Here is a 24779-nt window from a genome sequence, read left to right as displayed (position 1 = left end):
ATGGAAAAGACCTTAACAGAGCATTTACAAAAGCTGAAAGACCAGCAGCAAGGGATCTTTGTTCCTTATATCATGGCAGGAGATCATGAAAAAGGCTTGGCAGGTTTGCAGGAAACCATCCAATTTTTGGAGGAGCTTGGTGTCTCAGCTATTGAGGTTGGCATTCCTTTTTCAGATCCAGTGGCAGATGGCCCTGTGATTGAAGAGGCAGGATTGCGAAGTTTAGCCCATGGGACGACGACAGAGGAACTGGTGCAAACAATCCAGCGTCTGGAGACAACTGTTCCTTTGGTCATCATGACCTATTTCAATCCCTTGTTCCAATATGGTCTCGAAAACTTCTTTAGAGATTTAGAAGGAACAGCGGTCAAGGGAGTGATTATCCCCGATCTTCCTCATGAGCATGCGGATCTGGTAGAGCCTCTCATAGCGGATAAAGACATCGCTTTGGTTCCACTAGTGAGCTTAACCACAAGAATCGAGCGCCAGAAGAAATTGATCCAAGATGCAGAAGGTTTTATCTATGCTGTTGCTGTCAATGGTGTGACGGGGAAAGCTGGTAGCTATCGAGACGATCTGGACCACCACTTGGCCCAATTACACGAAATAGCTTCGATTCCTGTTTTAACAGGTTTTGGAGTTTCCAGCATGGAGGATATTCACCGTTTCAACAAGGTCTCAGATGGCGTTATTGTGGGATCTAAAATCGTTAAGGCTCTCCACCAAGGGGAGACAGAAGCCATCTCTCATTTTATTTCTCAAGCAGTGAAGGGCTAACAGGTCTATTCTATTTGTAATTGGCTCGATTCTCCTAGATCAAGCTCTTTGTCTACTATTTTAAACATTGCCCTCGTTTGTCTTTACAAACGAGGGTTTCTCGATACAATAGAGATAGTAATAAGAAAAGAGGAGAAGAGAATGATAAGCCTTGAAGAGATTGATCAAGTCGTCCAGTCAGGCCCTTTTGAACCAAGCTGGGACTCTCTTAGCCATCAAGTTTGTCCAGACTGGTATCGGGATGCTAAATTTGGAATATTTATCCACTGGGGGGTCTACAGTGTACCTGCCTTCGGTTCAGAGTGGTATTCACGAAATATGTATATCCAAGGGAATCCTTGCTATGACTACCATCGAGAGTATTTTGGAGACCAGGCTAGCTTGGGCTACAAGGATCTCATTCCTCTCTTTACAGCAGATCGATTTGATCCGGCATCTTGGCTGGATCTCTTTCAAAAAGCAGGCGCTCAGTATTTTTTCCCAGTTGCGGAGCACCACGATGGTTTTCAGATGTATGCCTCTACTCTCTCGCCTTATAATAGCTTAGAAATGGGGCCAAGACGAGATGTTTTAGGAGAACTGAGGGCGGAAGCAGAAAAACGTGGTCTACACTTCTGTACATCTTCTCACCGGGCAGAGCACCAGTTTTTCTTTTCACATGGCAAGGAGTTTGCTAGTGACATTCCGCAAGAAGTCCCAAGAGACAGCCTTTATTGGCCAGCCGAGCCAGAGCCAAAGGATCATTTTGATCTGACTTCCAAGCCTTATCCAAGTAAAGAATTCTTGGAAGATTGGCTGTCGCGAACCTGTGAACTGGTGCGGGACTACCAGCCAGAGCTCCTTTATTTTGACTGGTGGATCCAGCATGAGAGTTTCCGTCCTTACTTGATGCGCTTTTTGGCGTATTATTACAATCTAGCAGCACAAGAGGATCGCAAGGTGGCTGTTTGTTACAAACAGGATGCCCTACCTTTTGGTTCAGGAATCGTCGAGATGGAGCGGGGAGGATACGGAGAGACGCAAGCCTTTCCGTGGCAAATGGATACCGCGATCGCCCGTAATTCTTGGTGTTATACCCAGGATCTAGCCTACAAGACCAGTAAGGAATTGCTACAAAATTTAGTTGATGTTGTGGCAAAAAATGGCAATCTTCTGCTCAATATTGGACCCAAGGCAGATGGCACTATCCCTGAGCAAGACCAAGACATTCTCACAGAGATCGGGGAGTGGCTGGCGGTAAACGGAGAAGCCATTTATCAGAGCCGGCCTTGGCGGGTGTCGTCGGACGGACCGACCGAGGCCCAGGAAGGTTCCTTCTCAGATGGGAAAGCGCCACTCTATACCAACCAAGATTTCCGCTATACCATGCGTGAAGGCCTACTTTATGCTATTCAGCTGGAACCAAGTGGACGGACAGAAGAGCTGACCTTGCCGTCTCTCGCCTATGATCTCAAGCAACCGAGAATCCTTCATGCGCGTATTCGGCAGGTAGAGCTCCTTGGAGAAAGCCAGCTCCTTTCTTGGAGTCAAGATGACCAAGGGCTCCACCTTCGATTACCAGCTTGCAGCAAAAAACAACCGCGTGTTTTGCGTCTCAGTTTTTAGTTTTCTTGAAGCTTTCTATAAGGAATGGTTTAGGTTTCTCTTGTATACTGTACTCATCCAATAAGAAATGAGGTACAGAAAATGAAAATCTCAGTCAATTATCCAAAACGCTTTAAGAAATTGCCACAACAAGGGTCTTGTTACGGCGAATAAACGCTTCTCTTCATTTTTCATAAGAAACTCCTAAAGAAGGCTCTACCCGAAAGGGTAGAGTTTTTATGTACCAGAGACCTTGTGATTCGTGGTATAATAGGCCTATGGAAAAAAAGAACAAATTACTACTCATCGACGGGTCTTCCGTCGCTTTTCGTGCCTTTTTTGCACTCTACAATCAAATTGATCGCTTCAAAAATGCCAATGGGTTGCATACCAATGCGGTCTATGGCTTTAACCTTATGTTGAGCCATCTCTTGGAGCGCATCCAACCAACCCATGTCCTCGTAGCTTTTGATGCAGGAAAGACGACTTTTCGGACGGAGATGTATGCCGACTACAAAGGGGGCCGTGCAAAAACACCAGATGAGTTCCGCGAGCAGTTTCCTTTCATTCGTGAACAACTGGATCATATGGGAATCCGCCATTATGAGCTGACCCAGTATGAAGCAGATGATATTATTGGAACGCTGGACAAGTTGGCAGAATCAACTTCTGATCCTTTTGATGTGACCATTGTTTCAGGGGATAAGGATTTGATCCAGCTGACAGATGACAATACGGTGGTTGAAATCTCAAAAAAAGGAGTGGCGGAGTTTGAGGAATTCACTCCAGCCTATCTGAAAGAAAAGATGGGACTGACACCAGAGCAATTTATCGACCTCAAGGCCTTGATGGGAGATAAGTCGGATAACATCCCAGGTGTCACCAAGATTGGAGAAAAGACCGGGATTAAACTACTCCTAGAATACGGTTCTCTCGATGGCATTTATGAGCATATTGATGAGATGAAGGCTTCTAAGATGAAGGAAAACCTCATCAACGACAAGGAACAGGCCTATCTGTCTAAGACTTTGGCGACCATCGATACCAATGCGCCTATTGAAATTGGGCTGGACGATATCACCTATACGGGTCCTCATCTAGAAAATCTCGCCAAATTTTATGAGGAGATGGGCTTTAAGCAACTCCGTCAGGCCTTGGATTTGAGCGGAGAAGCGACAACTCCTGTAGCCCTTGACTACACAGAAGTCGAGCAAGTCACTTCCGATATGCTCACGGAAGATAGTTTCTTCCATTTTGAGATGTTTGGTGACAACTACCATACAGAACCCATCATTGGTTTTGCATGGGGGACAAAAGGTCAGCTCTACGCGAGTACAGATACTGGTCTTTTACAAACACCGATTTTCAAAGAATTTTTAGAAAAAACACCGCTCAAGGTCTATGACTTCAAACGGGCCAAAGTCTTGCTTACCCACTTGGGCATTACCCTTCAAAATCCCGCGTTTGACAGTCGATTGGCCAAGTATCTCTTATCGACCGTAGAGGACAATGAAATTTCAACCATTGCCAGTCTCTATAGCCAGATTGCACTACCGCTGGACGAAGTCGTTTATGGCAAGGGAGCAAAAAAAGCCATTCCAGAAAAGGCGGTCCTATTAGAGCATTTGGCCCGAAAAGTCGCTGTTTTGCTAGACACTGAAGAGCCTATGATGGAGCAACTAAAAGCTCACGACCAACTAGATCTGCTCTATGATATGGAGCAACCACTAGCAGCTGTTTTGGCCAAGATGGAAATCGCGGGGATTAAGGTGGAACGCCAGACCCTTCAAGATATGCAGGTGGAAAACGAAGCAGTCTTGGAGCGCTTGACTCAAGAAATCTATGAGCTTGCTGGAGAAGAATTTAATATCAATTCTCCAAAACAATTGGGTGTCATCCTCTTTGAAAAATTGAAACTCCCTCTTGAATACACCAAGAAGACCAAAACCGGCTATTCCACAGCTGTTGATGTCTTGGAACGCCTGGCTCCAATCGCCCCGATCGTGTCTAAGATTCTTGAATACCGCCAAATTGCTAAGATCCAATCGACCTATGTCATCGGTCTTCAAGACTGGATTTTGGAAGATGGAAAGATCCATACCCGCTATGTACAGGATTTAACGCAGACAGGACGCTTGTCCAGCGTGGATCCCAACCTGCAAAATATCCCTGTCCGTTTGGAGCAAGGCCGTCTTATTCGCAAGGCCTTTGTCCCAGAAGAGGAAAACAGTGTCTTGTTGAGTTCAGACTATTCACAGATCGAATTGCGCGTCTTAGCCCATATTTCGGGAGATGAGCATTTGATTGATGCCTTTAAACATGGGGCAGATATCCATACATCGACTGCGATGCGGGTCTTCAATATTGAAAAACCAGAAGACGTGACACCGAATGACCGTCGCAATGCCAAGGCAGTAAACTTCGGTGTGGTTTATGGAATTTCCGACTTTGGACTGTCTAACAACCTAGGGATCAGCCGAAAAGAAGCTAAGGCCTACATTGAGACCTACTTCGAACGCTACCCTGGCATCAAGGACTATATGGAGAGAGTGGTGCGGGAAGCGCGTGATAAAGGCTATGTGGAGACTCTCTTCAAGCGTCGTCGGGAGATTCCAGATATCAATTCTCGCAACTTCAATGTTCGAGGCTTTGCGGATCGGACGGCTATCAACTCACCGATCCAAGGATCGGCAGCCGATATCTTGAAAATTGCTATGATCCACTTGGACCAAGCGCTAGAAAGAGGAGCATACAAGACCAAGATGCTTCTTCAGGTCCACGATGAAATCGTTCTGCAAGTACCAAGTGAGGAGCTGGCAGCGATCAAAGAACTCGTCAAAGAGACCATGGAATCCGCTATTGAGCTTGCGGTACCACTGGAAGCCGATGAGAATGCAGGCAAAACATGGTATGAAGCCAAATAAGATCGAGTTTGTTTAAAACAGAAAGCGGTAGGAGACTTTTCAGTTTTCTACCGCTTTTAACGACAAACACTTGCAATGCCCTTCGTATTGTTATACTATTTAAAGAAAGGAAACGCATACAAAAGGAGATTCATATGGCCTATTCATTTCGCAATCCTAGTGATGGCATTATCAAACATTACCTAGAAACCAGTAAAATCATTGCTGTAGTTGGATTATCTGACCGTGAAGATACGACCAGCCATCGTGTCAGCAAGGAGATGCAAGAGCGGGGCTATCGGATTATTCCCGTTAATCCTCGTGCAGCCGGTGGGCAAATCCTTGGAGAAACGGTATACGCTAGCTTGCAGGAAATTCCTTTCCCAGTAGATATCGTCGATGTTTACCGTCGCAGTGAGTTTTTGCCAGATGTAGCGCGTGACTTTATAGAATCGGATGCGAAGATTTTCTGGGCACAACTAGAGCTGGAAAATCAAGAAGCAGAAGAAATCCTTCGTGAAGCTGGACGAGAAGATATCGTCATGAACCGCTGTATTAAACGGGAACACACCCGACTGATCTTAGGAGACTCTCTATACGGTTTATAAATGACAAGAAATTAACAGTAGAACGATAGAAGAAAACCCCCAGCAGGAAACTGGGGTTTTCTTCTTACTCTTATTTCGTTTCATAGCTTGGATGGCCTGTGAAATGGCGCGGCCCTTGTTTGATCTGCTTGATTTGATCGTAAAATGCAATTTGGCAGTTGATAAAATAAGGCATAGTATAAAAACCAATGACATCGCGCGTGAAGTAATTCAGGAAGTACCATCCAAACAAGGTTAAATCGAGTACCAGGCGATTGCTGCGGAAGCCTTTCATGGTTTCACGACTTTGACGAAGGACTCCCAAAGCTCCCTTGTAGTCGCCGTCTCGTAGTTGTTCGTAGAGGATCAATTCGACCAAGCTGAGACTATAGTACTGTGGCAAGTAAAAGAGGAGACCAAGTAGGCCTAGAACGACACCTGCTGTCATCAGAGGCATTTGACGCATCATGGCCTGAAATTCAGGACTAGCAGCCGTCAAAGTGCTGGGATTGCTGACCTTGTCGTAGATCGCCAAGAATTGAGTGCTAGCATAGGTGCTAACGAGACTCCCAGCATAGAGGATGAGTCCCCATAAAAAGAGGATGACTTGCTTTAAGAACAAGGTGATGAAGACAGGGGTGAAGCGATCCTGTTGAAAGATATCCAAGACCCGTGCTCGGTGTTCGATCTTGGGATTGATCGCATCCAGATAGCTAAAAGTCGCACCAACCACTAAAATGGAGATGATGAAGGCAACAACAGAGGGAAAGAGCTGTAGCTGTATCATGTAGATACTTGCTTGCTGTAAGGTCATATCCGCTAGCAAATCAATCAGATTTTGCCCGCTTAAGAGAAAGTTAGCAAGAATGGTCAATAGGACTGGCAGGGCAAATAGGATAGCTAAGCCCGGTTGCTGGACTTGCATGGTACGTGCCCGGAGGCGAATCAGTTTAAGGTTCATAGATGACACTCTCTTCATAGTAGTACTTTTTATTATAACATAAGTCCGTGACAGAGCCGGTAAAATTTGGTACAATCGTACAGGTGCTCACAGGAAAACTGTGACAGGAATAAGAAGGCTGGGACTGTTTTTCCCAGTACGGAGGTAACCATGACAGATTCACCGATTCAATATCGATTAATCAAAAAAGAAAAGCATACAGGTGCTCGTCTGGGAGAAATTATCACCCCTCACGGGACCTTCCCAACCCCAATGTTTATGCCTGTAGGGACTCAGGCAACCGTTAAGACCCAATCGCCAGAAGAACTCAAGGAAATGGGTTCCGGAATTATCTTGGCCAACACCTACCATCTCTGGCTTCGTCCCGGGGACGACTTGGTCGCAAAAGCAGGAGGACTGCACCAGTTCATGAACTGGGACCAGCCGATTTTGACAGATAGTGGAGGCTTCCAAGTCTATTCATTAGCGGATACCCGCAACATCACCGAAGAAGGGGTAACCTTTAAAAACCACCTCAACGGCTCGAAGATGTTCCTCTCTCCAGAAAAGGCCATCTCCATCCAAAACAATCTAGGGAGCGACATCATGATGTCCTTTGATGAATGCCCTCAGTTCTATCAGCCCTATGATTATGTGAAAAAATCAATCGAACGGACCAGTCGTTGGGCAGAACGTGGCCTGAAGGCTCACCGTCGTCCTCATGATCAAGGTCTTTTCGGGATTGTTCAAGGGGCTGGATTTGAAGACTTGCGCCGTCAGTCTGCCCAAGATTTGGTCAGCATGGACTTTCCAGGCTATTCTATCGGTGGCTTAGCTGTTGGGGAAAGCCATGAAGAGATGAATGCCGTGCTTGATTTCACAACTCCGCTCTTACCAGAGAACAAGCCACGCTATCTCATGGGAGTAGGAGCTCCAGACAGTTTGATTGATGGGGTTATTCGTGGAGTGGACATGTTTGACTGTGTCTTGCCGACGCGGATTGCGCGAAATGGTACCTGTATGACTAGTCAAGGACGCCTAGTAGTGAAAAATGCGCAATTTGCAGAAGACTTTACACCGCTGGATCCCGAATGTGATTGCTACACTTGTAAGAATTACACCCGAGCTTATCTTCGCCACCTCCTCAAGGCAGATGAGACCTTCGGCATTCGCTTGACTAGCTACCACAACCTCTATTTCTTGATCAACCTCATGAAACAGGTCCGTCAAGCCATCATGGATGACAATCTCTTAGAATTCCGTGAGCATTTCGTCGAAAAATATGGCTATAACAAATCAGGACGGAATTTCTAGAAATAGATAAATAGGAAGAAAAAAGACTACAGCCATCTGAGAATAATAGGAATAACTGCTAGACGCAGTGGTTGATTGGTATCTTTGTTCGCTTGTTAAGCTCCAAAGATAACCTAATCAACTGTGCGGGGGCGAGACGACGAACAAATTGGATATAAATTTGTTCTGTCTCGCTCCCTTTTTCCTATATAATAGCAACTTTTTTAGCACGCTTTTTCTTTCGAAAACACTTTCATCAAAAAAACGAAAAAAATCTTCTCAAATCCCTTGCATTGGGCCTTTGTTTGTGTTAAACTACTATGGTGCTGTGAAAAGCAGCTATTAGCTTTGATGCAAGAGGTTGCGACACGCTCGGTTGCATTGCCACGCAACGCGCGTCGGTTTTCTTGTGGAGCTAGCCTATTATCTTAAATAGACGAAAAGGAGAAAAAGATGGCAAACAAAAAAATCCGCATCCGTTTGAAAGCGTACGAACACCGTACACTCGACACAGCGGCTGCAAAAATCGTAGAATCAGCTACTCGTACAGGTGCACAAGTTGCGGGGCCAATCCCACTTCCAACTGAACGTAGCCTCTACACAATCATTCGTGCGACTCACAAATACAAAGATTCTCGCGAACAATTCGAAATGCGTACACACAAACGTTTGATCGACATCATCAACCCAACTCAAAAAACAGTTGACGCTTTGATGAAATTGGATCTTCCAAGTGGTGTAAACGTAGAAATCAAACTTTAATCTAAAGCTTGATCGAGAGCATAAAAAACGCTCGTTAAAAACTTTTTGAATAAAAAACTATAGAAAAGGAACTATTTTCTCATGACAAAAGGAATCTTAGGGAAAAAAGTGGGAATGACTCAAATCTTCACTGAAGCTGGCGAATTGATCCCTGTAACAGTTATCGAAGCAACTCCAAACGTTGTTCTTCAAGTTAAAACTGTTGAAACAGATGGTTACAACGCTATCCAAGTTGGTTTCGATGACAAACGCGAAGTATTGAGCAACAAACCTGCTAAAGGACATGTAGCAAAAGCTAACACGGCTCCTAAGCGCTTCATTCGTGAATTCAAAAACGTTGAAGGCTTGGAAGTTGGTGCTGAAATCACAGTTGACACTTTCGAAGCTGGAGACATTGTTGATGTAACTGGTACTTCTAAAGGTAAAGGTTTCCAAGGTGTTATCAAACGCCACGGACAATCACGTGGACCAATGGCTCACGGTTCTCGTTACCACCGTCGTCCAGGTTCTATGGGACCTGTTGCACCTAACCGCGTATTCAAAGGTAAAAACCTTGCAGGACGTATGGGTGGCGATCGTGTAACAATTCAAAACCTTGAAGTTGTACAAGTTGTTCCAGAAAAGAACGTTATCCTTATCAAAGGTAACGTACCAGGTGCTAAGAAATCTCTTATCACTATCAAGTCAGCAGTTAAAGCTGGTAAATAATAAGGAAAGGGGAATACAGTCAAAATGGCAAATGTAACATTATTCGACCAAACTGGTAAACAAGCGGGCGAAGTTGTTCTTAACGATGCGATCTTTGGTATCGAACCAAACCAAGCAGTTGTATTTGATGTGATCATCAGCCAACGTGCTAGCCTTCGTCAAGGAACTCACGCAGTTAAAAACCGTTCAGCCGTTTCAGGTGGCGGACGCAAACCATGGCGTCAAAAAGGAACTGGACGTGCTCGTCAAGGTTCTATCCGCTCTCCACAATGGCGTGGTGGTGGAATTGTCTTCGGACCAACTCCGCGTAGCTATGCGTACAAACTTCCTCAAAAAGTTCGTCGCCTTGCACTTAAATCTGTTTACTCAGAAAAAGTTGCTGAAAACAAATTTGTAGCCGTTGATTCTCTTGAATTTACAGCTCCAAAAACTGCTGAATTTGCAAAAGTTCTTGCAGCTTTGAGCATCGATTCTAAAGTCCTTGTTATTCTTGAAGAAGGAAATGAATTCGCAGCTCTTTCAGCTCGTAACCTTCCAAACGTGAAAGTTGCGACTGCTACAACTGCAAGTGTTCTTGACATCGCAAATAGTGACAAACTTCTTGTTACTCAAGCAGCTATCTCTAAAATCGAGGAGGTTCTTGCATAATGAATTTGTATGATGTTATCAAAAAACCTGTTATCACTGAAAAGTCAATGGCTCAACTTGAAGCAGGCAAATATGTATTCGAAGTTGACACTCGCGCTCACAAACTTTTGATCAAACAAGCTGTTGAAGCTGCGTTTGAAGGTGTAAAAGTTGCGAATGTGAACACTGTAAACGTAAAACCTAAAGCAAAACGCGTTGGACGTTACACTGGTTTTACTTCAAAAACTAAAAAAGCTATCATCACGCTTGCAGCTGATTCTAAAGCAATCGAGTTGTTTGCTACTGAAGCTGAATAATCTAAGGAGGAAATATCGTGGGAATTCGTGTTTATAAACCAACAACAAACGGTCGCCGTAATATGACTTCTTTGGATTTCGCTGAAATCACAACAAACACACCTGAGAAAACTTTGCTTGTTTCTCTTAAAAACAAAGCAGGTCGTAACAACAACGGTCGTATCACAGTTCGTCACCAAGGTGGTGGACACAAACGTCATTACCGTTTGATCGATTTCAAACGTAACAAAGATGGAGTTGAAGCAGTCGTTAAAACGATCGAATACGATCCAAACCGCTCAGCTAACATCGCGCTTGTACACTACACTGACGGTGTGAAAGCTTACATCATTGCCCCTAAAGGTCTTGAAGTAGGTCAACGCATCGTATCAGGACCAGAAGCAGATATCAAAGTCGGAAACGCTCTTCCACTTGCTAACATCCCAGTTGGTACTTTGATCCACAACATCGAATTGAAACCTGGTAAAGGTGGAGAATTGGTACGTGCTGCTGGAGCTTCTGCTCAAGTATTGGGTTCTGAAGGTAAATATGTACTTGTTCGTCTTCAATCAGGCGAAGTTCGTATGATTCTTGGAACTTGCCGTGCTACAGTTGGTGTTGTCGGAAACGAACAACATGGACTTGTTAACCTTGGTAAAGCGGGACGTAACCGCTGGAAAGGTGTTCGCCCTACAGTTCGTGGTTCTGTAATGAACCCGAATGATCACCCACACGGTGGTGGTGAAGGTAAAGCACCAGTTGGACGTAAAGCGCCATCTACTCCTTGGGGTAAACCTGCGCTTGGTCTTAAAACTCGTAACAAGAAAGCGAAATCTGACAAACTTATCGTTCGTCGTCGCAACCAAAAATAATCATAAGCAACTAGCTTACACTTTCCGCCAGCTCGGTAGCGCTGCCTAGCAGCGCAAGCCGCTGTGGTACTAAATTTTAAAGGAGAAAATTACAAAATGGGACGTAGTCTTAAAAAAGGACCTTTCGTCGATGAGCATTTGATGAAAAAAGTTGAAGCTCAAGCAAACGACGAAAAGAAAAAAGTAATTAAAACTTGGTCACGTCGTTCAACGATCTTCCCAAGTTTCATCGGATACACTATCGCAGTTTATGATGGACGTAAACATGTACCTGTTTACATCCAAGAAGACATGGTAGGTCACAAGCTTGGTGAATTTGCACCAACTCGTACTTACAAAGGTCACGCGGCAGACGACAAGAAGACACGTAGAAAATAAGGAGAACATAAATGGCAGAAATTACTTCAGCTAAAGCAATGGCTCGTACAGTGCGTGTTTCACCTCGTAAATCACGTCTTGTTCTTGACAACATCCGTGGTAAAAGCGTAGCCGATGCCATCGCTATTTTGACATTCACACCAAACAAAGCTGCAGGGATCATCCTTAAAGTGTTGAACTCAGCAGTAGCAAACGCTGAAAACAACTTTGGTTTGGAAAAAGCTAACTTGGTAGTATCTGAAGCATTCGCAAACGAAGGACCAACAATGAAACGTTTCCGTCCACGTGCGAAAGGTTCAGCTTCACCAATCAACAAACGTACAGCTCACATCACAGTAGCTGTTGCAGAAAAATAAGGAGGTAAACTCGTGGGTCAAAAAGTACATCCAATTGGTATGCGTGTTGGTATCATCCGTGATTGGGATGCCAAATGGTATGCTGAAAAAGAATACGCGGATTACCTTCATGAAGATCTTGCAATCCGTAAATTCATTCAAAAAGAATTGGCTGACGCAGCCGTTTCAACTATTGAAATCGAACGCGCAGTAAACAAAGTTAACGTTTCTCTTCACACTGCTAAACCAGGTATGGTTATTGGTAAAGGTGGAGCAAACGTTGATGCACTTCGTGCAGCTCTTAACAAATTGACTGGTAAACAAGTACACATCAACATCATTGAGATCAAACGTCCTGACTTGGATGCTCACCTTGTTGGTGAAGGAATTGCTCGTCAATTGGAACAACGTGTTGCTTTCCGTCGTGCACAAAAACAAGCGATCCAACGTGCTATGCGTGCTGGAGCTAAAGGAATCAAAACTCAAGTATCAGGTCGTTTGAACGGTGCAGATATTGCCCGTGCAGAAGGATACTCTGAAGGAACTGTTCCACTCCACACACTTCGCGCTGATATCGATTACGCTTGGGAAGAAGCAGACACTACTTACGGTAAACTTGGTGTTAAAGTATGGATCTACCGTGGTGAAGTTCTTCCAGCTCGTAAAGACGCTAAAGGAGGTAAATAACCAATGTTAGTACCTAAACGTGTAAAACACCGTCGCGAATTCCGTGGTAAAATGCGCGGTGAAGCAAAAGGTGGAAAAGAAGTAGCATTCGGTGAATACGGTCTTCAAGCTACAACTAGCCACTGGATCACAAACCGTCAAATCGAAGCTGCTCGTATCGCCATGACTCGTTACATGAAACGTGGTGGTAAAGTTTGGATTAAGATTTTCCCACACAAATCATACACCGCTAAAGCTATCGGGGTACGTATGGGATCTGGTAAAGGGGCTCCTGAAGGTTGGGTAGCACCAGTTAAACGTGGTAAAGTGATGTTCGAAATCGCTGGTGTATCTGAAGAGATCGCGCGCGAAGCACTTCGTCTTGCTAGCCACAAATTGCCAGTTAAAACTAAATTTGTGAAACGTGAAGCAGAATAAGGAGAGGTCATGAAACTTACAGAAGTAAAAGAATTTGTTAAAGAACTTCGTGGTCTTTCTCAAGAAGAACTCGCGAAGCGTGAAAATGAATTGAAGAAAGAATTGTTTGAACTTCGTTTCCAAGCAGCTGCTGGTCAATTGGAACAAACTGGACGTTTGAAAGAAGTGAAAAAACAAATCGCTCGTATCAAAACTGTTCAATCAGAAGCTAAATAATAGACTAGGGAAGGAGAATTTCAATGGAACGCAATAATCGTAAAGTTCTTGTTGGACGCGTTGTGTCTGACAAAATGGACAAAACAATCACAGTTGTAGTTGAAACTAAACGTAACCACCCAGTCTATGGTAAACGTATCAACTATTCTAAAAAATACAAAGCTCATGATGAAAACAATGTTGCTAAAGAAGGCGATATCGTTCGTATCATGGAAACTCGTCCGCTTTCAGCTACAAAACGCTTCCGTCTTGTAGAAGTCGTTGAAGAAGCGGTCATCATCTAATCATACCTGAAAGGAGAAAACGTAAATGATTCAAACAGAAACTCGTTTGAAAGTCGCTGACAACAGTGGCGCACGCGAAATCTTGACAATCAAAGTTCTTGGTGGTTCAAAACGTAAATTCGCGAGCATCGGTGATGTAATCGTTGCATCTGTAAAACAAGCTACTCCTGGTGGTGCGGTTAAGAAAGGTGACGTTGTAAAAGCTGTTATCGTTCGTACTAAATCAGGTGCTCGTCGTAAAGATGGTTCATACATCAAGTTCGACGAAAATGCAGCAGTGATCATCCGTGACGACAAAACTCCTCGCGGAACTCGTATCTTTGGTCCAGTTGCACGTGAATTGCGTGACGGTGGATTCATGAAGATCGTATCACTTGCTCCAGAAGTACTTTAATCAATCAAAAACAAACACAGTCCCCTGGCTCAGCCAGGGTGCCCATCGGGCGTAAGAATAAAAGGAGAATAAAATGTTTGTAAAAAAAGGCGACAAAGTTCGCGTTATTGCTGGTAAAGACAAAGGCGTAGAAGCTGTTGTTCTTACTGCTCTTCCAAAAGTAAATAAAGTTGTTGTAGAAGGTGTAAACATCATTAAGAAACACCAACGTCCAAATAACGAAAACCCTCAAGGTGCGATCGTTGAAAAAGAAGCTCCAATCCATGCTTCTAACGTTCAAGTTTTGGACAAAAACGGTGTTGCTGGACGTGTTGGCTACAAATTTGTAGACGGCAAAAAAGTTCGCTACAACAAAAAATCAGGCGAAGTGCTTGACTAATCACGAAGGAAAGGAGAAGTATAATGGCTAATCGTTTAAAAGAAAAATACCTTAATGAAGTAGTACCATCATTGACTGAACAGTTCAACTATTCATCAGTTATGGCTGTGCCAAAAGTTGATAAAATCGTTTTGAACATGGGTGTTGGTGATGCAGTATCAAATGCTAAGAACCTTGAAAAAGCTGCTGAAGAGCTTGCTTTGATCTCAGGTCAAAAACCATTGATCACTAAGGCTAAAAAATCAATCGCCGGCTTCCGTCTTCGTGAAGGTGTTGCGATCGGTGCAAAAGTTACCCTTCGTGGTGAACGTATGTACGAATTTTTGGATAAATTGGTAACAGTTTCACTTCCACGTGTGCGTGACTTCCATGGTGTTCCAACAAAATCATTTGATGGACGTGGAAACTACACACTTGGTGTGAAAGAACAATTGATCTTCCCAGAAATCAACTTTGATGATGTTGATAAAACTCGTGGTTTGGATATCGTAATCGTAACTACAGCGAACACAGACGAAGAATCACGTGCATTGCTTACTGGCCTTGGAATGCCGTTTGCAAAATAATATAGGAGGTAAAACTAATGGCTAAAAAATCTATGATTGCTAAGAACAAACGCCCAGCGAAGTTCTCTACTCAAGCATACACTCGCTGTGAACGTTGTGGACGTCCACACTCAGTTTACCGCAAGTTCAAACTTTGCCGTGTTTGCTTCCGTGAATTGGCATACAAAGGACAAATCCCAGGTGTCACTAAAGCATCTTGGTAATAGTATGATACAAAGAGCGTAACAACCCCAGCAAAAATAGGAGATTAGTGATGGAGCGAAGCTCTGAATCAAACCTATCTTTTTTGCCCAGGTTGTAGCTCTTGTTCAAATGAGTATATTCTCGTTTTCATGTATCAAAATTTTCTGAGCCTAGCTCAATCATTAACTAGCAAGTGCAACTTGCAAACTACTAGTAAGAGGAGAAATAAAAAATGGTTATGACTGACCCAATCGCAGACTTCCTTACACGTATTCGTAACGCTAACCAAGCAAAACACGAAGTACTTGAAGTGCCTGCATCAAACATCAAAAAAGGAATTGCTGAAATCCTTAAACGCGAAGGTTTTGTAAAAAACGTTGAATTCATCGAAGATGACAAACAAGGCATCATCCGTGTATTCTTGAAATACGGACAAAACGGTGAAAAAGTTATCACAAACTTGAAACGTGTATCAAAACCAGGTTTGCGTGTTTACAAAAAACGTGAAGATCTTCCAAAAGTTCTTAACGGACTTGGAATTGCTATCCTTTCAACTTCTGAAGGTTTGCTTACTGATAAAGAAGCACGCCAAAAGAATGTTGGTGGTGAGGTTATCGCTTACGTTTGGTAATTGATGATGTGAGAGCGTTAAAAGAATGCAGTGAAAATAGGAAGTTTGTAGCAGGAGCGATGCTCCAAGACAAACTTATCTTTTTCACCAAATTCTTAGCTCGAACTCAAATCAAGATACACAGTTCTTAGAGCGTGTTCAGTTTAGCTATTGAACTAAATAAGTATCTTAACCCCGTGAAAACTGGCCTTCAAAGGCCTGACAATTTAACAGGAGAATAAAAACATGTCACGTATTGGTAATAAAGTTATCGTGTTGCCTGCTGGTGTTGAACTCACTAACAATGACAACGTAGTAACTGTAAAAGGACCTAAAGGAGAACTTACTCGTGAGTTCTCAAAAGATATTGAAATCCGTGTGGAAGGTACTGAAGTAACTCTTCACCGTCCAAACGATTCAAAAGAAATGAAAACTATCCACGGAACTACTCGTGCCCTTTTGAACAACATGGTTGTTGGTGTATCAGAAGGATTCAAGAAAGAACTTGAAATGCGCGGGGTTGGTTACCGTGCACAACTTCAAGGAAATAAACTTGTCTTGGCTGTAGGTAAATCTCATCCAGATGAAGTTGAAGCTCCAGAAGGAATTACTTTTGAACTTCCAAACCCAACGACTATCGTTATCAGTGGAATTTCAAAAGAAGTAGTTGGTCAAACAGCTGCTTACGTACGTAGCCTTCGTTCACCAGAACCTTACAAAGGTAAAGGGATCCGTTACGTTGGTGAATTCGTTCGCCGTAAAGAAGGTAAAACAGGTAAATAATGTTGAGTGGTTGCTTATCAACCACCCACCTATTTTCCAACTCAGTGCTTAGCACATGATTTTAAAATTAAGAGGTGAAAATTGTGATTTCGAAACCAGATAAAAATAAAATCCGTCAAAAACGCCACCGTCGCGTTCGCGGAAAACTCTCTGGAACTGCTGATCGCCCACGTTTGAACGTATTCCGTTCTAATACAGGCATCTACGCTCAAGTAATTGATGACGTAGCGGGTGTAACGCTCGCAAGCGCTTCAACTCTTGACAAAGAAGTTTCTAAAGGAACTAAAACTGAACAAGCCGTTGTTGTCGGCAAACTTGTTGCTGAACGTGCAGTTGCTAAAGGTATTTCTGAAGTGGTGTTCGACCGCGGTGGATATCTATATCACGGACGTGTTAAAGCTTTGGCTGATGCAGCTCGTGAAAACGGATTGAAATTCTAATAGGAGGACACTAGAAAATGGCATTTAAAGACAATGCAGTTGAACTTGAAGAACGCGTAGTTGCCATCAACCGTGTTACAAAAGTTGTTAAAGGTGGACGTCGTCTTCGCTTTGCAGCTCTTGTAGTTGTTGGTGACCGTAACGGACGTGTTGGTTTTGGTACAGGTAAAGCTCAAGAAGTACCAGAAGCAATCCGTAAAGCAGTAGAAGATGCTAAGAAAAACTTGATTGAAGTTCCTATGGTTGGAACAACAATTCCTCACGAAGTAACATCAGTATTTGGTGGAGCTCGTGTATTGTTGAAACCAGCTATCGAAGGGGCTGGGGTTGCTGCAGGTGGTGCAGTTCGTGCCGTTGTCGAATTGGCAGGTATTGCAGATGTAACATCTAAATCACTTGGATCAAACACTCCAATCAACATTGTTCGTGCAACAGTGGAAGGTTTAGCTCAATTGAAACGCGCTGAAGAAGTTGCTGCCCTTCGTGGTATTTCAGTTTCTGACTTGGCTTAAGAAAGGAGATTCAAATGGCTCAAATTAAAATTACTTTGACTAAGTCTCCAATCGGACGCATCCCGTCACAACGTAAAACTGTTGTAGCACTTGGACTTGGCAAATTGAACAGCTCTGTTATTAAAGAAGATAACCCAGCAGTACGTGGTATGATCACTGCAGTATCTCACTTGGTAACAGTTGAAGAAGTGAAATAATCTATTTATAATAGAACAAAGTTTTCAGGGGTATGAGAATTTTCTCATCCCCTAAAACTAAATATAAGTATAGGCGAGTTTGTAGTCGGGACACCTTTTCCTGATTGCATGCGTTAGCAATTTACAAAAGAGGAGAAATTAAATAATGAAACTTCATGAATTACAACCTGCTACAGGTTCACGTAAAGTCCGCAACCGTGTTGGTCGTGGTACTTCATCTGGTAATGGTAAAACTTCTGGCCGTGGTCAAAAAGGTCAAAAAGCTCGTAGCGGTGGCGGTGTACGTCTTGGTTTTGAAGGTGGACAAACTCCATTGTTCCGTCGTCTTCCAAAACGTGGATTTACAAACATCAACGCTAAAGAATATGCGATTGTAAACCTTGATCAGTTGAACGTCTTCGAAGATGGTGCCGAAGTAACTCCAGTAGTACTTGTTGAATCAGGAATTGTAAAAGCTGAAAAATCAGGTATCAAAATTCTTGGTAACGGAGAATTGACTAAGAAGTTGACTGTAAAAGCAGCTAAATTCTCTAAATCAGCTGAAGAAGCTATCACTGCTAAAGGTGGTTCAGTTGAAGTCATCTAAGTGAGGTGACCTATGTTTTTAAAATTATTAAAAGATGCATTTAAAGTAAAACAAGTACGTTCAAAGATCTTATTTACAATCTTTATCATTCTTGTTTTCCGCATTGGAACCACGATTACAGTGCCTGGTGTAAATGCGAAAATTTTGAATAGCCTTCAAGATGTGTCCTTCTTGAACATGCTCAGTTTAGTTTCTGGGAATGCTATGAGGAACTTCTCAGTTTTCGCTTTAGGGGTTAGCCCATACATCACAGCTTCCATCGTTGTGCAACTTTTACAAATGGATCTGTTACCTAAGTTTGTTGAATGGGGCAAACAAGGGGAAGTTGGTCGAAGAAAGCTCAACCAAGCAACACGCTATATTTCTTTGGTTCTAGCCTTTGTTCAATCCATCGGGATTACAGCCACCTTCCACACTTTGTCTCAAGCGAAATTGGTAGCTACTCCAAATACCAAGACCTATCTTTTGATCGGTGCCATTCTAACGACTGGTTCAATGATTGTCACTTGGCTCGGAGAGCAAATCTCCGATAAAGGATACGGAAATGGTGTTTCAATGATTATCTTTGCAGGGATTGTGTCATCGATTCCGGAGATGATCAAAGAAATCTATGAAAATGCATTTGTAAATGTTCGCTCTGGTCAATTGACCAATTCACTTATCTTTGTTGGAGTATTAATCCTTGCTATCTTGGTCATTGTTTACTTTACAACCTTTGTAGAGCAAGCTCAATACAAGATTCCAATCCAATATACAAAGATTGCCCAAGGAGCTCCATCAAGTTCTTACCTACCTTTAAAAGTTAACCCAGCGGGAGTTATCCCAGTTATCTTTGCTAGTTCGATTACAGCAGCACCTGCTGCAATTTTTCAAGTCATTAGCGCCATGGGTTATAATGCAGGATGGGTGAAAACAGCACAAGCCATGTTGGCTACAAACACACCTACGGGTGTTGCTATGTACGCCTTACTGATCATTCTATTTACATTCTTCTATACGTTTGTTCAGATCAATCCTGAAAAAACGGCAGAAAACCTTCAAAAGAGCGGTGCCTATATTCCAGGTGTTCGCCCAGGTAAGGGAACAGAAGAATTTATGTCTCGCTTGCTACGTCGTTTAGCATGTGTTGGATCAGTATTCCTTGGCTTTATTACCATCATTCCAATCTTAGCTCGTGATGTATTTGGTTTAACAGATGCGGTTGCTCTTGGAGGAACGAGTTTGTTAATCATTATTTCAACAGGTATTGAAGGAATGAAACAATTGGAAGGCTACTTATTAAAACGTAAGTATGTCGGATTTATGGACACAACAACAGAATAGAATAAGGTTGACTTTGTCAGCCTTCTATTTTGTTTTTAAATGGAAATAGGAATTTGCTCCTGCTTCCATTTAAAAACAAAATAAGGAGGATTCATCATGAATCTTTTAATTATGGGATTGCCTGGAGCAGGTAAGGGGACCCAAGCAGCGAAAATCGTGGAAGAGTTTCACGTAGCGCATATCTCTACCGGTGATATGTTCCGCGCAGCAATGGCTAACCAAACTGAAATGGGTGTATTGGCAAAATCATTCATCGACAAAGGTGAATTGGTGCCCGATGATGTGACAAATGGGATTGTAAAAGAACGTTTGGCTCAAGACGACATTAAGGAAAAAGGATTCCTTTTGGACGGTTTTCCTCGCACGATTGAACAAGCTCATGCCTTGGATCAAATCTTGCTAGACCTTGGTTTGGAGCTTGAGGGAGTAATCAATATCGAAGTGGATCCATCTTGCCTTCTTGAACGCTTGAGTGGTCGTATTATTCACCGCGAAACAGGTGAAACTTACCATAAAGTATTCAACCCACCAGCTGACTACAAGGAAGAAGACTATTACCAACGTGAAGATGACAAACCAGAAACAGTGAAACGCCGTTTGGATGTGAATATTGCTCAAGGTGAGCCAATTCTTGCTCATTACCGTGCAAAAGGATTGGTCCATGATATTGAAGGAAATCAAGACATCAACGACGTCTTCAAAGATATCCAAAAAGTCTTGGAGAATTTAAAATAAAAACGTTTTAGTCACTTGCAATATTTGACGACAAGTGATACAATTAGTTAGTCTGACTTATAATTGTTACCTCTGTGCTCAGAGGAATGAATCGAAATTTATGGAGGTACTTTTGCGTGGCAAAAGACGATGTGATTGAAGTAGAAGGCAAAGTAGTTGATACGATGCCGAATGCTATGTTTACGGTTGAACTTGAAAATGGACATCAGATTTTAGCAACAGTTTCTGGTAAAATTCGTAAAAACTATATTCGTATTTTAGCGGGAGATCGTGTTACAGTGGAGATGAGTCCGTACGATTTGACACGTGGACGTATCACATACCGCTTTAAATAATCGAAAAACTTGGAGGGATAAAAATGAAAGTAAGACCATCGGTCAAACCAATTTGCGAATACTGTAAAGTAATTCGTCGTAATGGTCGTGTTATGGTAATTTGCCCAGCAAATCCAAAACACAAACAACGTCAAGGATAAGATAGAAAGGAGAAAACATGGCTCGTATTGCTGGAGTTGACATTCCAAATGACAAACGTGTAGTAATTTCATTGACTTATGTATACGGTATTGGACTTCCAACATCTAAGAAAATTCTTGCTGCTGCAGGCGTTTCTGAAGATATTCGTGTTCGTGACCTTACACCAGATCAAGAAGATGCTATCCGTCGTGAAGTTGACGCAATTAAAGTTGAAGGTGACCTTCGTCGTGAAGTAAACTTGAACATCAAACGTTTGATGGAAATCGGTTCATACCGTGGTATCCGTCACCGTCGTGGACTTCCAGTTCGTGGACAAAACACTAAAAACAATGCTCGCACTCGTAAAGGTAAAGCTGTTGCGATTGCAGGTAAGAAAAAATAAAATAAAATAAGGAGGTAAAAATCTTGGCTAAACCAACACGTAAACGTCGTGTGAAAAAGAATATCGAATCTGGTATTGCTCATATTCACGCTACATTTAACAACACAATTGTTATGATTACTGATGTGCATGGTAACGCAATCGCTTGGTCATCTGCAGGTGCACTTGGATTCAAAGGTTCTCGTAAATCTACACCATTTGCTGCTCAAATGGCTTCAGAAGCTGCTGCGAAATCTGCTCAAGAACATGGACTTAAATCTGTTGAAGTAACTGTTAAAGGTCCTGGTTCAGGTCGTGAGTCTGCTATTCGTGCACTTGCTGCTGCTGGTCTTGAAGTAACTGCAATCCGCGATGTAACTCCTGTACCACACAATGGTGCTCGTCCTCCAAAACGTCGCCGTGTATAATCATCAACAATTACACAGCTTTTCGTTTAAGAGGGAGTATAGCAAATGATTGAGTTTGAAAAACCAAATATAACAAAAATTGATGAAAATAAAGATTATGGCGTATTTGTAGTAGAGCCACTTGAACGTGGTTATGGTACAACGCTTGGAAACTCACTTCGTCGTGTACTTCTAGCTTCACTTCCAGGTGCAGCTGTCACTTCAATCAACATTGAAGGTGTACTCCACGAATTTGATACCGTTCCAGGAGTCCGTGAAGACGTTATGCAAATTATTCTTAACGTTAAAGGAATCGCTGTTAAGTCTTACGTCCAAGACGAAAAGATTATTGAACTTGATGTAGAAGGACCTGCAGAAATTACTGCTGGTGATATTCTTACAGATAGTGACATCGAAATTGTAAACCCTGATCATTATCTATTTACAATCGGAGAAGGAGCATCTTTGAAAGCAACGCTTACTGTAAACAGTGGACGTGGCTATGTTCCAGCTGATCAAAACAAAAAAGATGATGCACCAGTGGGCACACTTGCTGTAGATTCAATCTATACGCCAGTGACAAAAGTCAATTACCAAGTTGAACCAGCTCGCGTTGGTAGCAACGATGGATTTGACAAGCTAACCCTTGAAATTTTGACAAATGGGACAATTATTCCAGAAGATGCCTTAGGTTTGTCTGCTCGTATTTTGACAGAACACCTTAATCTATTTACAAACTTGACTGAAATTGCTATTGCAACAGATGTCATGAAGGAAGTAGATACAACTTCTGATGATCGCATTTTAGAACGTACCATCGAAGAATTAGATCTTTCAGTTCGTTCATACAACTGTTTGAAACGTGCTGGCATTAATACTGTTTACGATTTGACTGAAAAATCTGAAGCAGAAATGATGAAAGTTCGTAACTTGGGACGTAAGAGTCTTGAGGAAGTTAAAATCAAACTTGCCGACTTAGGCCTTGGGTTAAAAAACGATAAATAGAGGAGGAATACATGGCTTACCGTAAACTAGGACGCACTAGCTCACAACGTAAAGCAATGCTTCGCGATTTGACTACAGATCTTATCATCAATGAAGCAATTGTAACAACTGAAGCACGTGCAAAAGAAATCCGTAAATCAGTTGAAAAAATGATTACTTTGGGTAAACGTGGTGATTTGCATGCACGTCGTCAAGCTGCTGCATTCGTACGTAACGAAGTTGCATCACAAAACTTTGATGAAGAAACAGGTAAATATTCAGAAACAACTGCACTTCAAAAATTGTTCTCTGAATTAGCACCTCGTTATGCTGAGCGCAATGGTGGATATACTCGTATCCTTAAAACTGAACCACGTCGTGGGGATGCTGCGCCAATGGCTATCATCGAATTGGTATAATATCATCAATTTTGTTGAGTGTTATGATGATGGAATACATTGTTATTCTTAGTCTAGCTCTGGTCTACCGCTGGGGGTTTTCCCCAGCGGGAACACTCATCATACTAGATGAAATAGTAGACGCTTGTTTACGAAATTGCTTTAATTTAAAACAATTTCGTAAGCAGGCGTTTTGTCTTGTTTTCGTGAGTAGTCGAGAATAGCAAAAAATGATATAATGGAACCCATATCTCCAATAGAAGAAAAAGGATTCAATGACAAAACAACAAGCAATTAAATTACTAAAAGAGAAGTACCTTAGTAATATGAAAGAGGATTCGGAACTCTTTGTTGGCGTCGAGTTAGAGTTTCCAATCGTAGAAATAAATGGAAACAAAACAAATATTGAAGTAACGAAAAAATTATTTCAAACCTTAGCAGATTTTCCTGAATTTGAGATCGAAAAAAAAGATCAAGACAATAACCCTATACAATTAGTTCATATAGCATCAAAAGATCGCATCTTATTTGAATTAAGTTACAATACAATTGAATTTGCATTTGAGAGAGCTCATTCTATTCGTGAGGTTGCTGAACGCTTTGATTCCTATTTAAGTGTGATAAAACCCATTTTACGAGAGGATAACCATGAAATCCAAGGGAAAGGAATCCATCCTCAGTGGAAAGAAAACGATAATCGTCCGGTGAAAATTGAACGATACAAAATGTTGATGGCTTTTCTTGCAATGAAAGACACAGAGATGCAAACCCACTGCTATCCTTCATATGGAGCTTTTATTTGCGGAAACCAAGTTCAATTGGATGTTAGGCGAGATAATTATCTTCGGATCATTAATGCTTTTAATAAAATTGAAGCAGCAAAGGCTTACTTGTTTTCAAATTCAGAATTCATAGAAGAAGAATGGGATACAAGAGTCGCAAGAGATATTTTCTGGGAAAAATCATTGCATGGGTATTTTAAAGAAAATGTGGGCGTATATCCACAGGACTACAAAAACGAAGAAGATTTTTTTCATCATCTTTCTAAAACAGCTATCTTTACCGCTATACGGGAAAACAAATCCCTTTATTTTAAACCAATTCGAGTTGAAAACTATCTAGAAAAAAGGGAAATAAAGGCCTATACAGCTGATGGAGTAGAAGTTATCATCACACCATTAGAAGAGGATCTAAAACACCATCGAAGTTACCAATTTCAAGATCTGACAGCACGGGGAACGATAGAGTTTAGAAGTGTCTGTACTCAAGCATTAGAAAGGACATTTGCGCCAATAGCATTCGAATTAGGCCTATTCGTTCAGTTAGAGAAACTAGAAAACTATTTAGAGACCTGTCCATTTTTTGCAACGGAAGGAACAAACTATCGAGAGCTCCGAAAAAAATATTCAAAGAAAAAATTAAGTGAAAAAGAAACGGAAAGTATTAAAAAGTTTTCAAAAGATCTTATTGAAATATCTAAAGCAGGATTATTAGAAAGAGAATATGGTGAAGAACAATACTTATTGATTAATAAGGAGATAGATTGAGATAAAAAGCTTGTGTTTACAGGTTTTTTTCTTTTTACAATTTATCATTTTAAAAAAACTTTCAAAAAAGTAAAATTTTTTAAAAAAAGTTATTGACAAGAGATCGTGTACGTGATATACTAATATAGTTGTCGCGAGAGAGCGACAAAGACCTTTGAAAACTGAACAAGACGAACCAATGTGCAGGGCGCTATAACGGAAGTTATAGTAACTGAACAATAAAAAAACAATA

The 24779-nt window shown here is 42.0% G+C and carries 36 protein-coding genes; 35 read left to right on the top strand and 1 reads right to left on the bottom strand.

All coding sequences use genetic code 11. From position 1 onward, the window contains the following. The 4 genes from trpA (at position 1) to QM830_RS09575 (ending at position 5872) form a co-directional block, all read left to right on the top strand. Positions 1-777 (top strand): tryptophan synthase subunit alpha, encoded by a 777-nt coding sequence (gene trpA / locus QM830_RS09590; RefSeq protein WP_414326735.1) that lies wholly within the window; start codon positions 1-3, stop codon positions 775-777. Positions 778-918: 141 nt separating this feature from the next. Continuing rightward, positions 919-2382: an alpha-L-fucosidase gene (locus QM830_RS09585; RefSeq protein ID WP_009732022.1), complete on the top strand. Its 1464-nt coding sequence runs from the start codon at positions 919-921 to the stop codon at positions 2380-2382. 257 nt (positions 2383-2639) lie between these two features. Beyond that, positions 2640-5285: a DNA polymerase I gene (gene polA, locus QM830_RS09580; RefSeq protein ID WP_414326733.1), complete on the top strand. Its 2646-nt coding sequence runs from the start codon at positions 2640-2642 to the stop codon at positions 5283-5285. A 134-nt stretch (positions 5286-5419) separates the two neighbouring features. Continuing rightward, positions 5420-5872 (top strand): CoA-binding protein, encoded by a 453-nt coding sequence (locus QM830_RS09575; RefSeq protein ID WP_414326731.1) that lies wholly within the window; start codon positions 5420-5422, stop codon positions 5870-5872. Positions 5873-5942: 70 nt separating this feature from the next. Here QM830_RS09575 and QM830_RS09570 read toward each other — a convergent pair whose 3' ends face one another. Continuing rightward, positions 5943-6812, bottom strand: a complete 870-nt coding sequence (locus tag QM830_RS09570) for a DUF975 family protein (protein ID WP_414326729.1) — start codon at positions 6810-6812, stop codon at positions 5943-5945. 150 nt (positions 6813-6962) lie between these two features. Between QM830_RS09570 and tgt the strand changes: the two genes are divergently transcribed. From tgt to QM830_RS09415, 31 genes are all read left to right on the top strand, one after another. Continuing rightward, the gene (gene tgt / locus QM830_RS09565; protein WP_003010858.1) at positions 6963-8105 is read left to right on the top strand and encodes a tRNA guanosine(34) transglycosylase Tgt; all 1143 of its coding nucleotides are present in this window, start codon (positions 6963-6965) and stop codon (positions 8103-8105) included. A gap of 432 nt (positions 8106-8537) precedes the next feature. After that, positions 8538-8846, top strand: a complete 309-nt coding sequence (gene rpsJ / locus QM830_RS09560) for a 30S ribosomal protein S10 (RefSeq protein WP_003009585.1) — start codon at positions 8538-8540, stop codon at positions 8844-8846. Between the two features lie 81 nt (positions 8847-8927). Then, positions 8928-9554, top strand: a complete 627-nt coding sequence (gene rplC, locus QM830_RS09555) for a 50S ribosomal protein L3 (protein WP_003010846.1) — start codon at positions 8928-8930, stop codon at positions 9552-9554. Between the two features lie 24 nt (positions 9555-9578). Then, positions 9579-10202: a 50S ribosomal protein L4 gene (gene rplD / locus QM830_RS09550; protein WP_003009591.1), complete on the top strand. Its 624-nt coding sequence runs from the start codon at positions 9579-9581 to the stop codon at positions 10200-10202. After that, complete coding sequence (locus QM830_RS09545; protein ID WP_003009593.1) at positions 10202-10498, top strand: 50S ribosomal protein L23; 297 nt, start codon at positions 10202-10204, stop codon at positions 10496-10498. The genes rplD and QM830_RS09545 overlap by 1 nt, the downstream gene beginning before the upstream one ends. A 17-nt stretch (positions 10499-10515) precedes the next feature. Further along, positions 10516-11349, top strand: coding sequence for a 50S ribosomal protein L2 (gene rplB / locus QM830_RS09540; RefSeq protein WP_000512900.1), 834 nt, complete (start codon positions 10516-10518; stop codon positions 11347-11349). 96 nt (positions 11350-11445) lie between these two features. Further along, positions 11446-11727: a 30S ribosomal protein S19 gene (gene rpsS / locus QM830_RS09535; protein WP_000533766.1), complete on the top strand. Its 282-nt coding sequence runs from the start codon at positions 11446-11448 to the stop codon at positions 11725-11727. Between the two features lie 11 nt (positions 11728-11738). Beyond that, on the top strand, positions 11739-12083 hold the full coding sequence (gene rplV, locus QM830_RS09530; protein WP_000818139.1) for a 50S ribosomal protein L22: 345 nt from the start codon (positions 11739-11741) through the stop codon (positions 12081-12083). Positions 12084-12095: 12 nt separating this feature from the next. Then, positions 12096-12749 carry a 30S ribosomal protein S3 gene (gene rpsC, locus QM830_RS09525; protein WP_003002336.1) on the top strand — a complete coding sequence of 218 codons (654 nt, stop codon included), beginning with the start codon at positions 12096-12098 and terminating at the stop codon, positions 12747-12749. A 3-nt stretch (positions 12750-12752) separates the two neighbouring features. Continuing rightward, entirely contained in the window at positions 12753-13166 is a 414-nt protein-coding gene (rplP, locus tag QM830_RS09520; protein ID WP_000960947.1) for a 50S ribosomal protein L16, read from the top strand. A gap of 9 nt (positions 13167-13175) precedes the next feature. After that, positions 13176-13382, top strand: a complete 207-nt coding sequence (rpmC, locus tag QM830_RS09515; protein WP_003002350.1) for a 50S ribosomal protein L29 — start codon at positions 13176-13178, stop codon at positions 13380-13382. A gap of 23 nt (positions 13383-13405) precedes the next feature. Further along, positions 13406-13666: a 30S ribosomal protein S17 gene (rpsQ, locus tag QM830_RS09510; RefSeq protein WP_000440801.1), complete on the top strand. Its 261-nt coding sequence runs from the start codon at positions 13406-13408 to the stop codon at positions 13664-13666. A gap of 25 nt (positions 13667-13691) precedes the next feature. Next, positions 13692-14060 (top strand): 50S ribosomal protein L14, encoded by a 369-nt coding sequence (gene rplN, locus QM830_RS09505; RefSeq protein ID WP_003002384.1) that lies wholly within the window; start codon positions 13692-13694, stop codon positions 14058-14060. A 73-nt stretch (positions 14061-14133) separates the two neighbouring features. Further along, the gene (gene rplX, locus QM830_RS09500; RefSeq protein WP_003002315.1) at positions 14134-14439 is read left to right on the top strand and encodes a 50S ribosomal protein L24; all 306 of its coding nucleotides are present in this window, start codon (positions 14134-14136) and stop codon (positions 14437-14439) included. A 23-nt stretch (positions 14440-14462) separates the two neighbouring features. Further along, positions 14463-15005: a 50S ribosomal protein L5 gene (rplE, locus tag QM830_RS09495; RefSeq protein ID WP_003009606.1), complete on the top strand. Its 543-nt coding sequence runs from the start codon at positions 14463-14465 to the stop codon at positions 15003-15005. 17 nt (positions 15006-15022) lie between these two features. Beyond that, positions 15023-15208: a type Z 30S ribosomal protein S14 gene (locus tag QM830_RS09490; RefSeq protein WP_001085699.1), complete on the top strand. Its 186-nt coding sequence runs from the start codon at positions 15023-15025 to the stop codon at positions 15206-15208. Between the two features lie 212 nt (positions 15209-15420). Next, positions 15421-15819, top strand: a complete 399-nt coding sequence (gene rpsH, locus QM830_RS09485) for a 30S ribosomal protein S8 (RefSeq protein ID WP_003010897.1) — start codon at positions 15421-15423, stop codon at positions 15817-15819. Between the two features lie 225 nt (positions 15820-16044). Then, entirely contained in the window at positions 16045-16581 is a 537-nt protein-coding gene (gene rplF, locus QM830_RS09480; protein ID WP_009732027.1) for a 50S ribosomal protein L6, read from the top strand. Positions 16582-16664: 83 nt separating this feature from the next. Beyond that, entirely contained in the window at positions 16665-17021 is a 357-nt protein-coding gene (gene rplR, locus QM830_RS09475; RefSeq protein WP_003010871.1) for a 50S ribosomal protein L18, read from the top strand. Positions 17022-17038: 17 nt separating this feature from the next. Beyond that, positions 17039-17533 carry a 30S ribosomal protein S5 gene (gene rpsE, locus QM830_RS09470; protein WP_006595182.1) on the top strand — a complete coding sequence of 165 codons (495 nt, stop codon included), beginning with the start codon at positions 17039-17041 and terminating at the stop codon, positions 17531-17533. A gap of 14 nt (positions 17534-17547) precedes the next feature. Beyond that, positions 17548-17730, top strand: a complete 183-nt coding sequence (rpmD, locus tag QM830_RS09465; protein WP_002894509.1) for a 50S ribosomal protein L30 — start codon at positions 17548-17550, stop codon at positions 17728-17730. A 145-nt stretch (positions 17731-17875) separates the two neighbouring features. Continuing rightward, positions 17876-18316 carry a 50S ribosomal protein L15 gene (rplO, locus tag QM830_RS09460; protein WP_414326714.1) on the top strand — a complete coding sequence of 147 codons (441 nt, stop codon included), beginning with the start codon at positions 17876-17878 and terminating at the stop codon, positions 18314-18316. Between the two features lie 12 nt (positions 18317-18328). Then, positions 18329-19639: a preprotein translocase subunit SecY gene (secY, locus tag QM830_RS09455; protein WP_414326712.1), complete on the top strand. Its 1311-nt coding sequence runs from the start codon at positions 18329-18331 to the stop codon at positions 19637-19639. A 96-nt stretch (positions 19640-19735) separates the two neighbouring features. Continuing rightward, positions 19736-20374 (top strand): adenylate kinase, encoded by a 639-nt coding sequence (locus QM830_RS09450; RefSeq protein WP_414326710.1) that lies wholly within the window; start codon positions 19736-19738, stop codon positions 20372-20374. A 116-nt stretch (positions 20375-20490) separates the two neighbouring features. After that, positions 20491-20709 carry a translation initiation factor IF-1 gene (gene infA, locus QM830_RS09445; protein WP_001029883.1) on the top strand — a complete coding sequence of 73 codons (219 nt, stop codon included), beginning with the start codon at positions 20491-20493 and terminating at the stop codon, positions 20707-20709. Between the two features lie 23 nt (positions 20710-20732). Continuing rightward, positions 20733-20849, top strand: a complete 117-nt coding sequence (rpmJ, locus tag QM830_RS09440) for a 50S ribosomal protein L36 (protein ID WP_001808836.1) — start codon at positions 20733-20735, stop codon at positions 20847-20849. A gap of 17 nt (positions 20850-20866) precedes the next feature. Then, a complete protein-coding gene (rpsM, locus tag QM830_RS09435; protein WP_003009631.1) occupies positions 20867-21232 on the top strand; it encodes a 30S ribosomal protein S13 in 366 nt (121 codons plus the stop codon). A 23-nt stretch (positions 21233-21255) separates the two neighbouring features. Continuing rightward, the gene (gene rpsK / locus QM830_RS09430; protein WP_001118385.1) at positions 21256-21639 is read left to right on the top strand and encodes a 30S ribosomal protein S11; all 384 of its coding nucleotides are present in this window, start codon (positions 21256-21258) and stop codon (positions 21637-21639) included. Between the two features lie 45 nt (positions 21640-21684). After that, entirely contained in the window at positions 21685-22623 is a 939-nt protein-coding gene (locus QM830_RS09425; protein WP_009732031.1) for a DNA-directed RNA polymerase subunit alpha, read from the top strand. Between the two features lie 11 nt (positions 22624-22634). Beyond that, positions 22635-23021: a 50S ribosomal protein L17 gene (gene rplQ, locus QM830_RS09420; RefSeq protein ID WP_003002399.1), complete on the top strand. Its 387-nt coding sequence runs from the start codon at positions 22635-22637 to the stop codon at positions 23019-23021. 254 nt (positions 23022-23275) lie between these two features. Further along, entirely contained in the window at positions 23276-24547 is a 1272-nt protein-coding gene (locus QM830_RS09415) for a gamma-glutamylcysteine synthetase (protein WP_414326683.1), read from the top strand. The last annotated feature ends 232 nt before the right edge of the window (positions 24548-24779 follow it).

This window comes from Streptococcus sp. OMI750 (genome assembly GCF_047463895.1).
GTDB lineage: Bacteria > Bacillota > Bacilli > Lactobacillales > Streptococcaceae > Streptococcus.
Note: the sequence above shows the minus strand (reverse complement) of the source record. Positions and strands in the feature narration are given on the sequence as shown.

Excerpts from the sequence above, each read along its gene's own strand:
- rpsH (WP_003010897.1), top strand. The coding sequence starts at position 15,421 with ATGGTTATGACTGACCCAATCGCAGACTTCCTTACACGTATTCGTAAC.
- rplP (WP_000960947.1), top strand. The coding sequence starts at position 12,753 with ATGTTAGTACCTAAACGTGTAAAACACCGTCGCGAATTCCGTGGTAAA.
- rplF (WP_009732027.1), top strand. The coding sequence starts at position 16,045 with ATGTCACGTATTGGTAATAAAGTTATCGTGTTGCCTGCTGGTGTTGAA.
- rpsJ (WP_003009585.1), top strand. The coding sequence starts at position 8,538 with ATGGCAAACAAAAAAATCCGCATCCGTTTGAAAGCGTACGAACACCGT.
- QM830_RS09585 (WP_009732022.1), top strand. The coding sequence starts at position 919 with ATGATAAGCCTTGAAGAGATTGATCAAGTCGTCCAGTCAGGCCCTTTT.
- QM830_RS09450 (WP_414326710.1), top strand. The coding sequence starts at position 19,736 with ATGAATCTTTTAATTATGGGATTGCCTGGAGCAGGTAAGGGGACCCAA.
- QM830_RS09570 (WP_414326729.1), bottom strand. The coding sequence starts at position 6,812 with ATGAACCTTAAACTGATTCGCCTCCGGGCACGTACCATGCAAGTCCAG.
- QM830_RS09490 (WP_001085699.1), top strand. The coding sequence starts at position 15,023 with ATGGCTAAAAAATCTATGATTGCTAAGAACAAACGCCCAGCGAAGTTC.
- trpA (WP_414326735.1), top strand. The coding sequence starts at position 1 with ATGGAAAAGACCTTAACAGAGCATTTACAAAAGCTGAAAGACCAGCAG.
- QM830_RS09415 (WP_414326683.1), top strand. The coding sequence starts at position 23,276 with ATGACAAAACAACAAGCAATTAAATTACTAAAAGAGAAGTACCTTAGT.
- polA (WP_414326733.1), top strand. The coding sequence starts at position 2,640 with ATGGAAAAAAAGAACAAATTACTACTCATCGACGGGTCTTCCGTCGCT.
- QM830_RS09545 (WP_003009593.1), top strand. The coding sequence starts at position 10,202 with ATGAATTTGTATGATGTTATCAAAAAACCTGTTATCACTGAAAAGTCA.
- rpmD (WP_002894509.1), top strand. The coding sequence starts at position 17,548 with ATGGCTCAAATTAAAATTACTTTGACTAAGTCTCCAATCGGACGCATC.
- rpsE (WP_006595182.1), top strand. The coding sequence starts at position 17,039 with ATGGCATTTAAAGACAATGCAGTTGAACTTGAAGAACGCGTAGTTGCC.
- rplQ (WP_003002399.1), top strand. The coding sequence starts at position 22,635 with ATGGCTTACCGTAAACTAGGACGCACTAGCTCACAACGTAAAGCAATG.
- rpsM (WP_003009631.1), top strand. The coding sequence starts at position 20,867 with ATGGCTCGTATTGCTGGAGTTGACATTCCAAATGACAAACGTGTAGTA.
- QM830_RS09575 (WP_414326731.1), top strand. The coding sequence starts at position 5,420 with ATGGCCTATTCATTTCGCAATCCTAGTGATGGCATTATCAAACATTAC.
- rpmJ (WP_001808836.1), top strand. The coding sequence starts at position 20,733 with ATGAAAGTAAGACCATCGGTCAAACCAATTTGCGAATACTGTAAAGTA.
- rpmC (WP_003002350.1), top strand. The coding sequence starts at position 13,176 with ATGAAACTTACAGAAGTAAAAGAATTTGTTAAAGAACTTCGTGGTCTT.
- rpsQ (WP_000440801.1), top strand. The coding sequence starts at position 13,406 with ATGGAACGCAATAATCGTAAAGTTCTTGTTGGACGCGTTGTGTCTGAC.
- rplC (WP_003010846.1), top strand. The coding sequence starts at position 8,928 with ATGACAAAAGGAATCTTAGGGAAAAAAGTGGGAATGACTCAAATCTTC.
- rplD (WP_003009591.1), top strand. The coding sequence starts at position 9,579 with ATGGCAAATGTAACATTATTCGACCAAACTGGTAAACAAGCGGGCGAA.
- rplV (WP_000818139.1), top strand. The coding sequence starts at position 11,739 with ATGGCAGAAATTACTTCAGCTAAAGCAATGGCTCGTACAGTGCGTGTT.
- rplO (WP_414326714.1), top strand. The coding sequence starts at position 17,876 with ATGAAACTTCATGAATTACAACCTGCTACAGGTTCACGTAAAGTCCGC.
- tgt (WP_003010858.1), top strand. The coding sequence starts at position 6,963 with ATGACAGATTCACCGATTCAATATCGATTAATCAAAAAAGAAAAGCAT.
- rpsS (WP_000533766.1), top strand. The coding sequence starts at position 11,446 with ATGGGACGTAGTCTTAAAAAAGGACCTTTCGTCGATGAGCATTTGATG.
- QM830_RS09425 (WP_009732031.1), top strand. The coding sequence starts at position 21,685 with ATGATTGAGTTTGAAAAACCAAATATAACAAAAATTGATGAAAATAAA.
- secY (WP_414326712.1), top strand. The coding sequence starts at position 18,329 with ATGTTTTTAAAATTATTAAAAGATGCATTTAAAGTAAAACAAGTACGT.
- rplX (WP_003002315.1), top strand. The coding sequence starts at position 14,134 with ATGTTTGTAAAAAAAGGCGACAAAGTTCGCGTTATTGCTGGTAAAGAC.
- rplN (WP_003002384.1), top strand. The coding sequence starts at position 13,692 with ATGATTCAAACAGAAACTCGTTTGAAAGTCGCTGACAACAGTGGCGCA.
- rplE (WP_003009606.1), top strand. The coding sequence starts at position 14,463 with ATGGCTAATCGTTTAAAAGAAAAATACCTTAATGAAGTAGTACCATCA.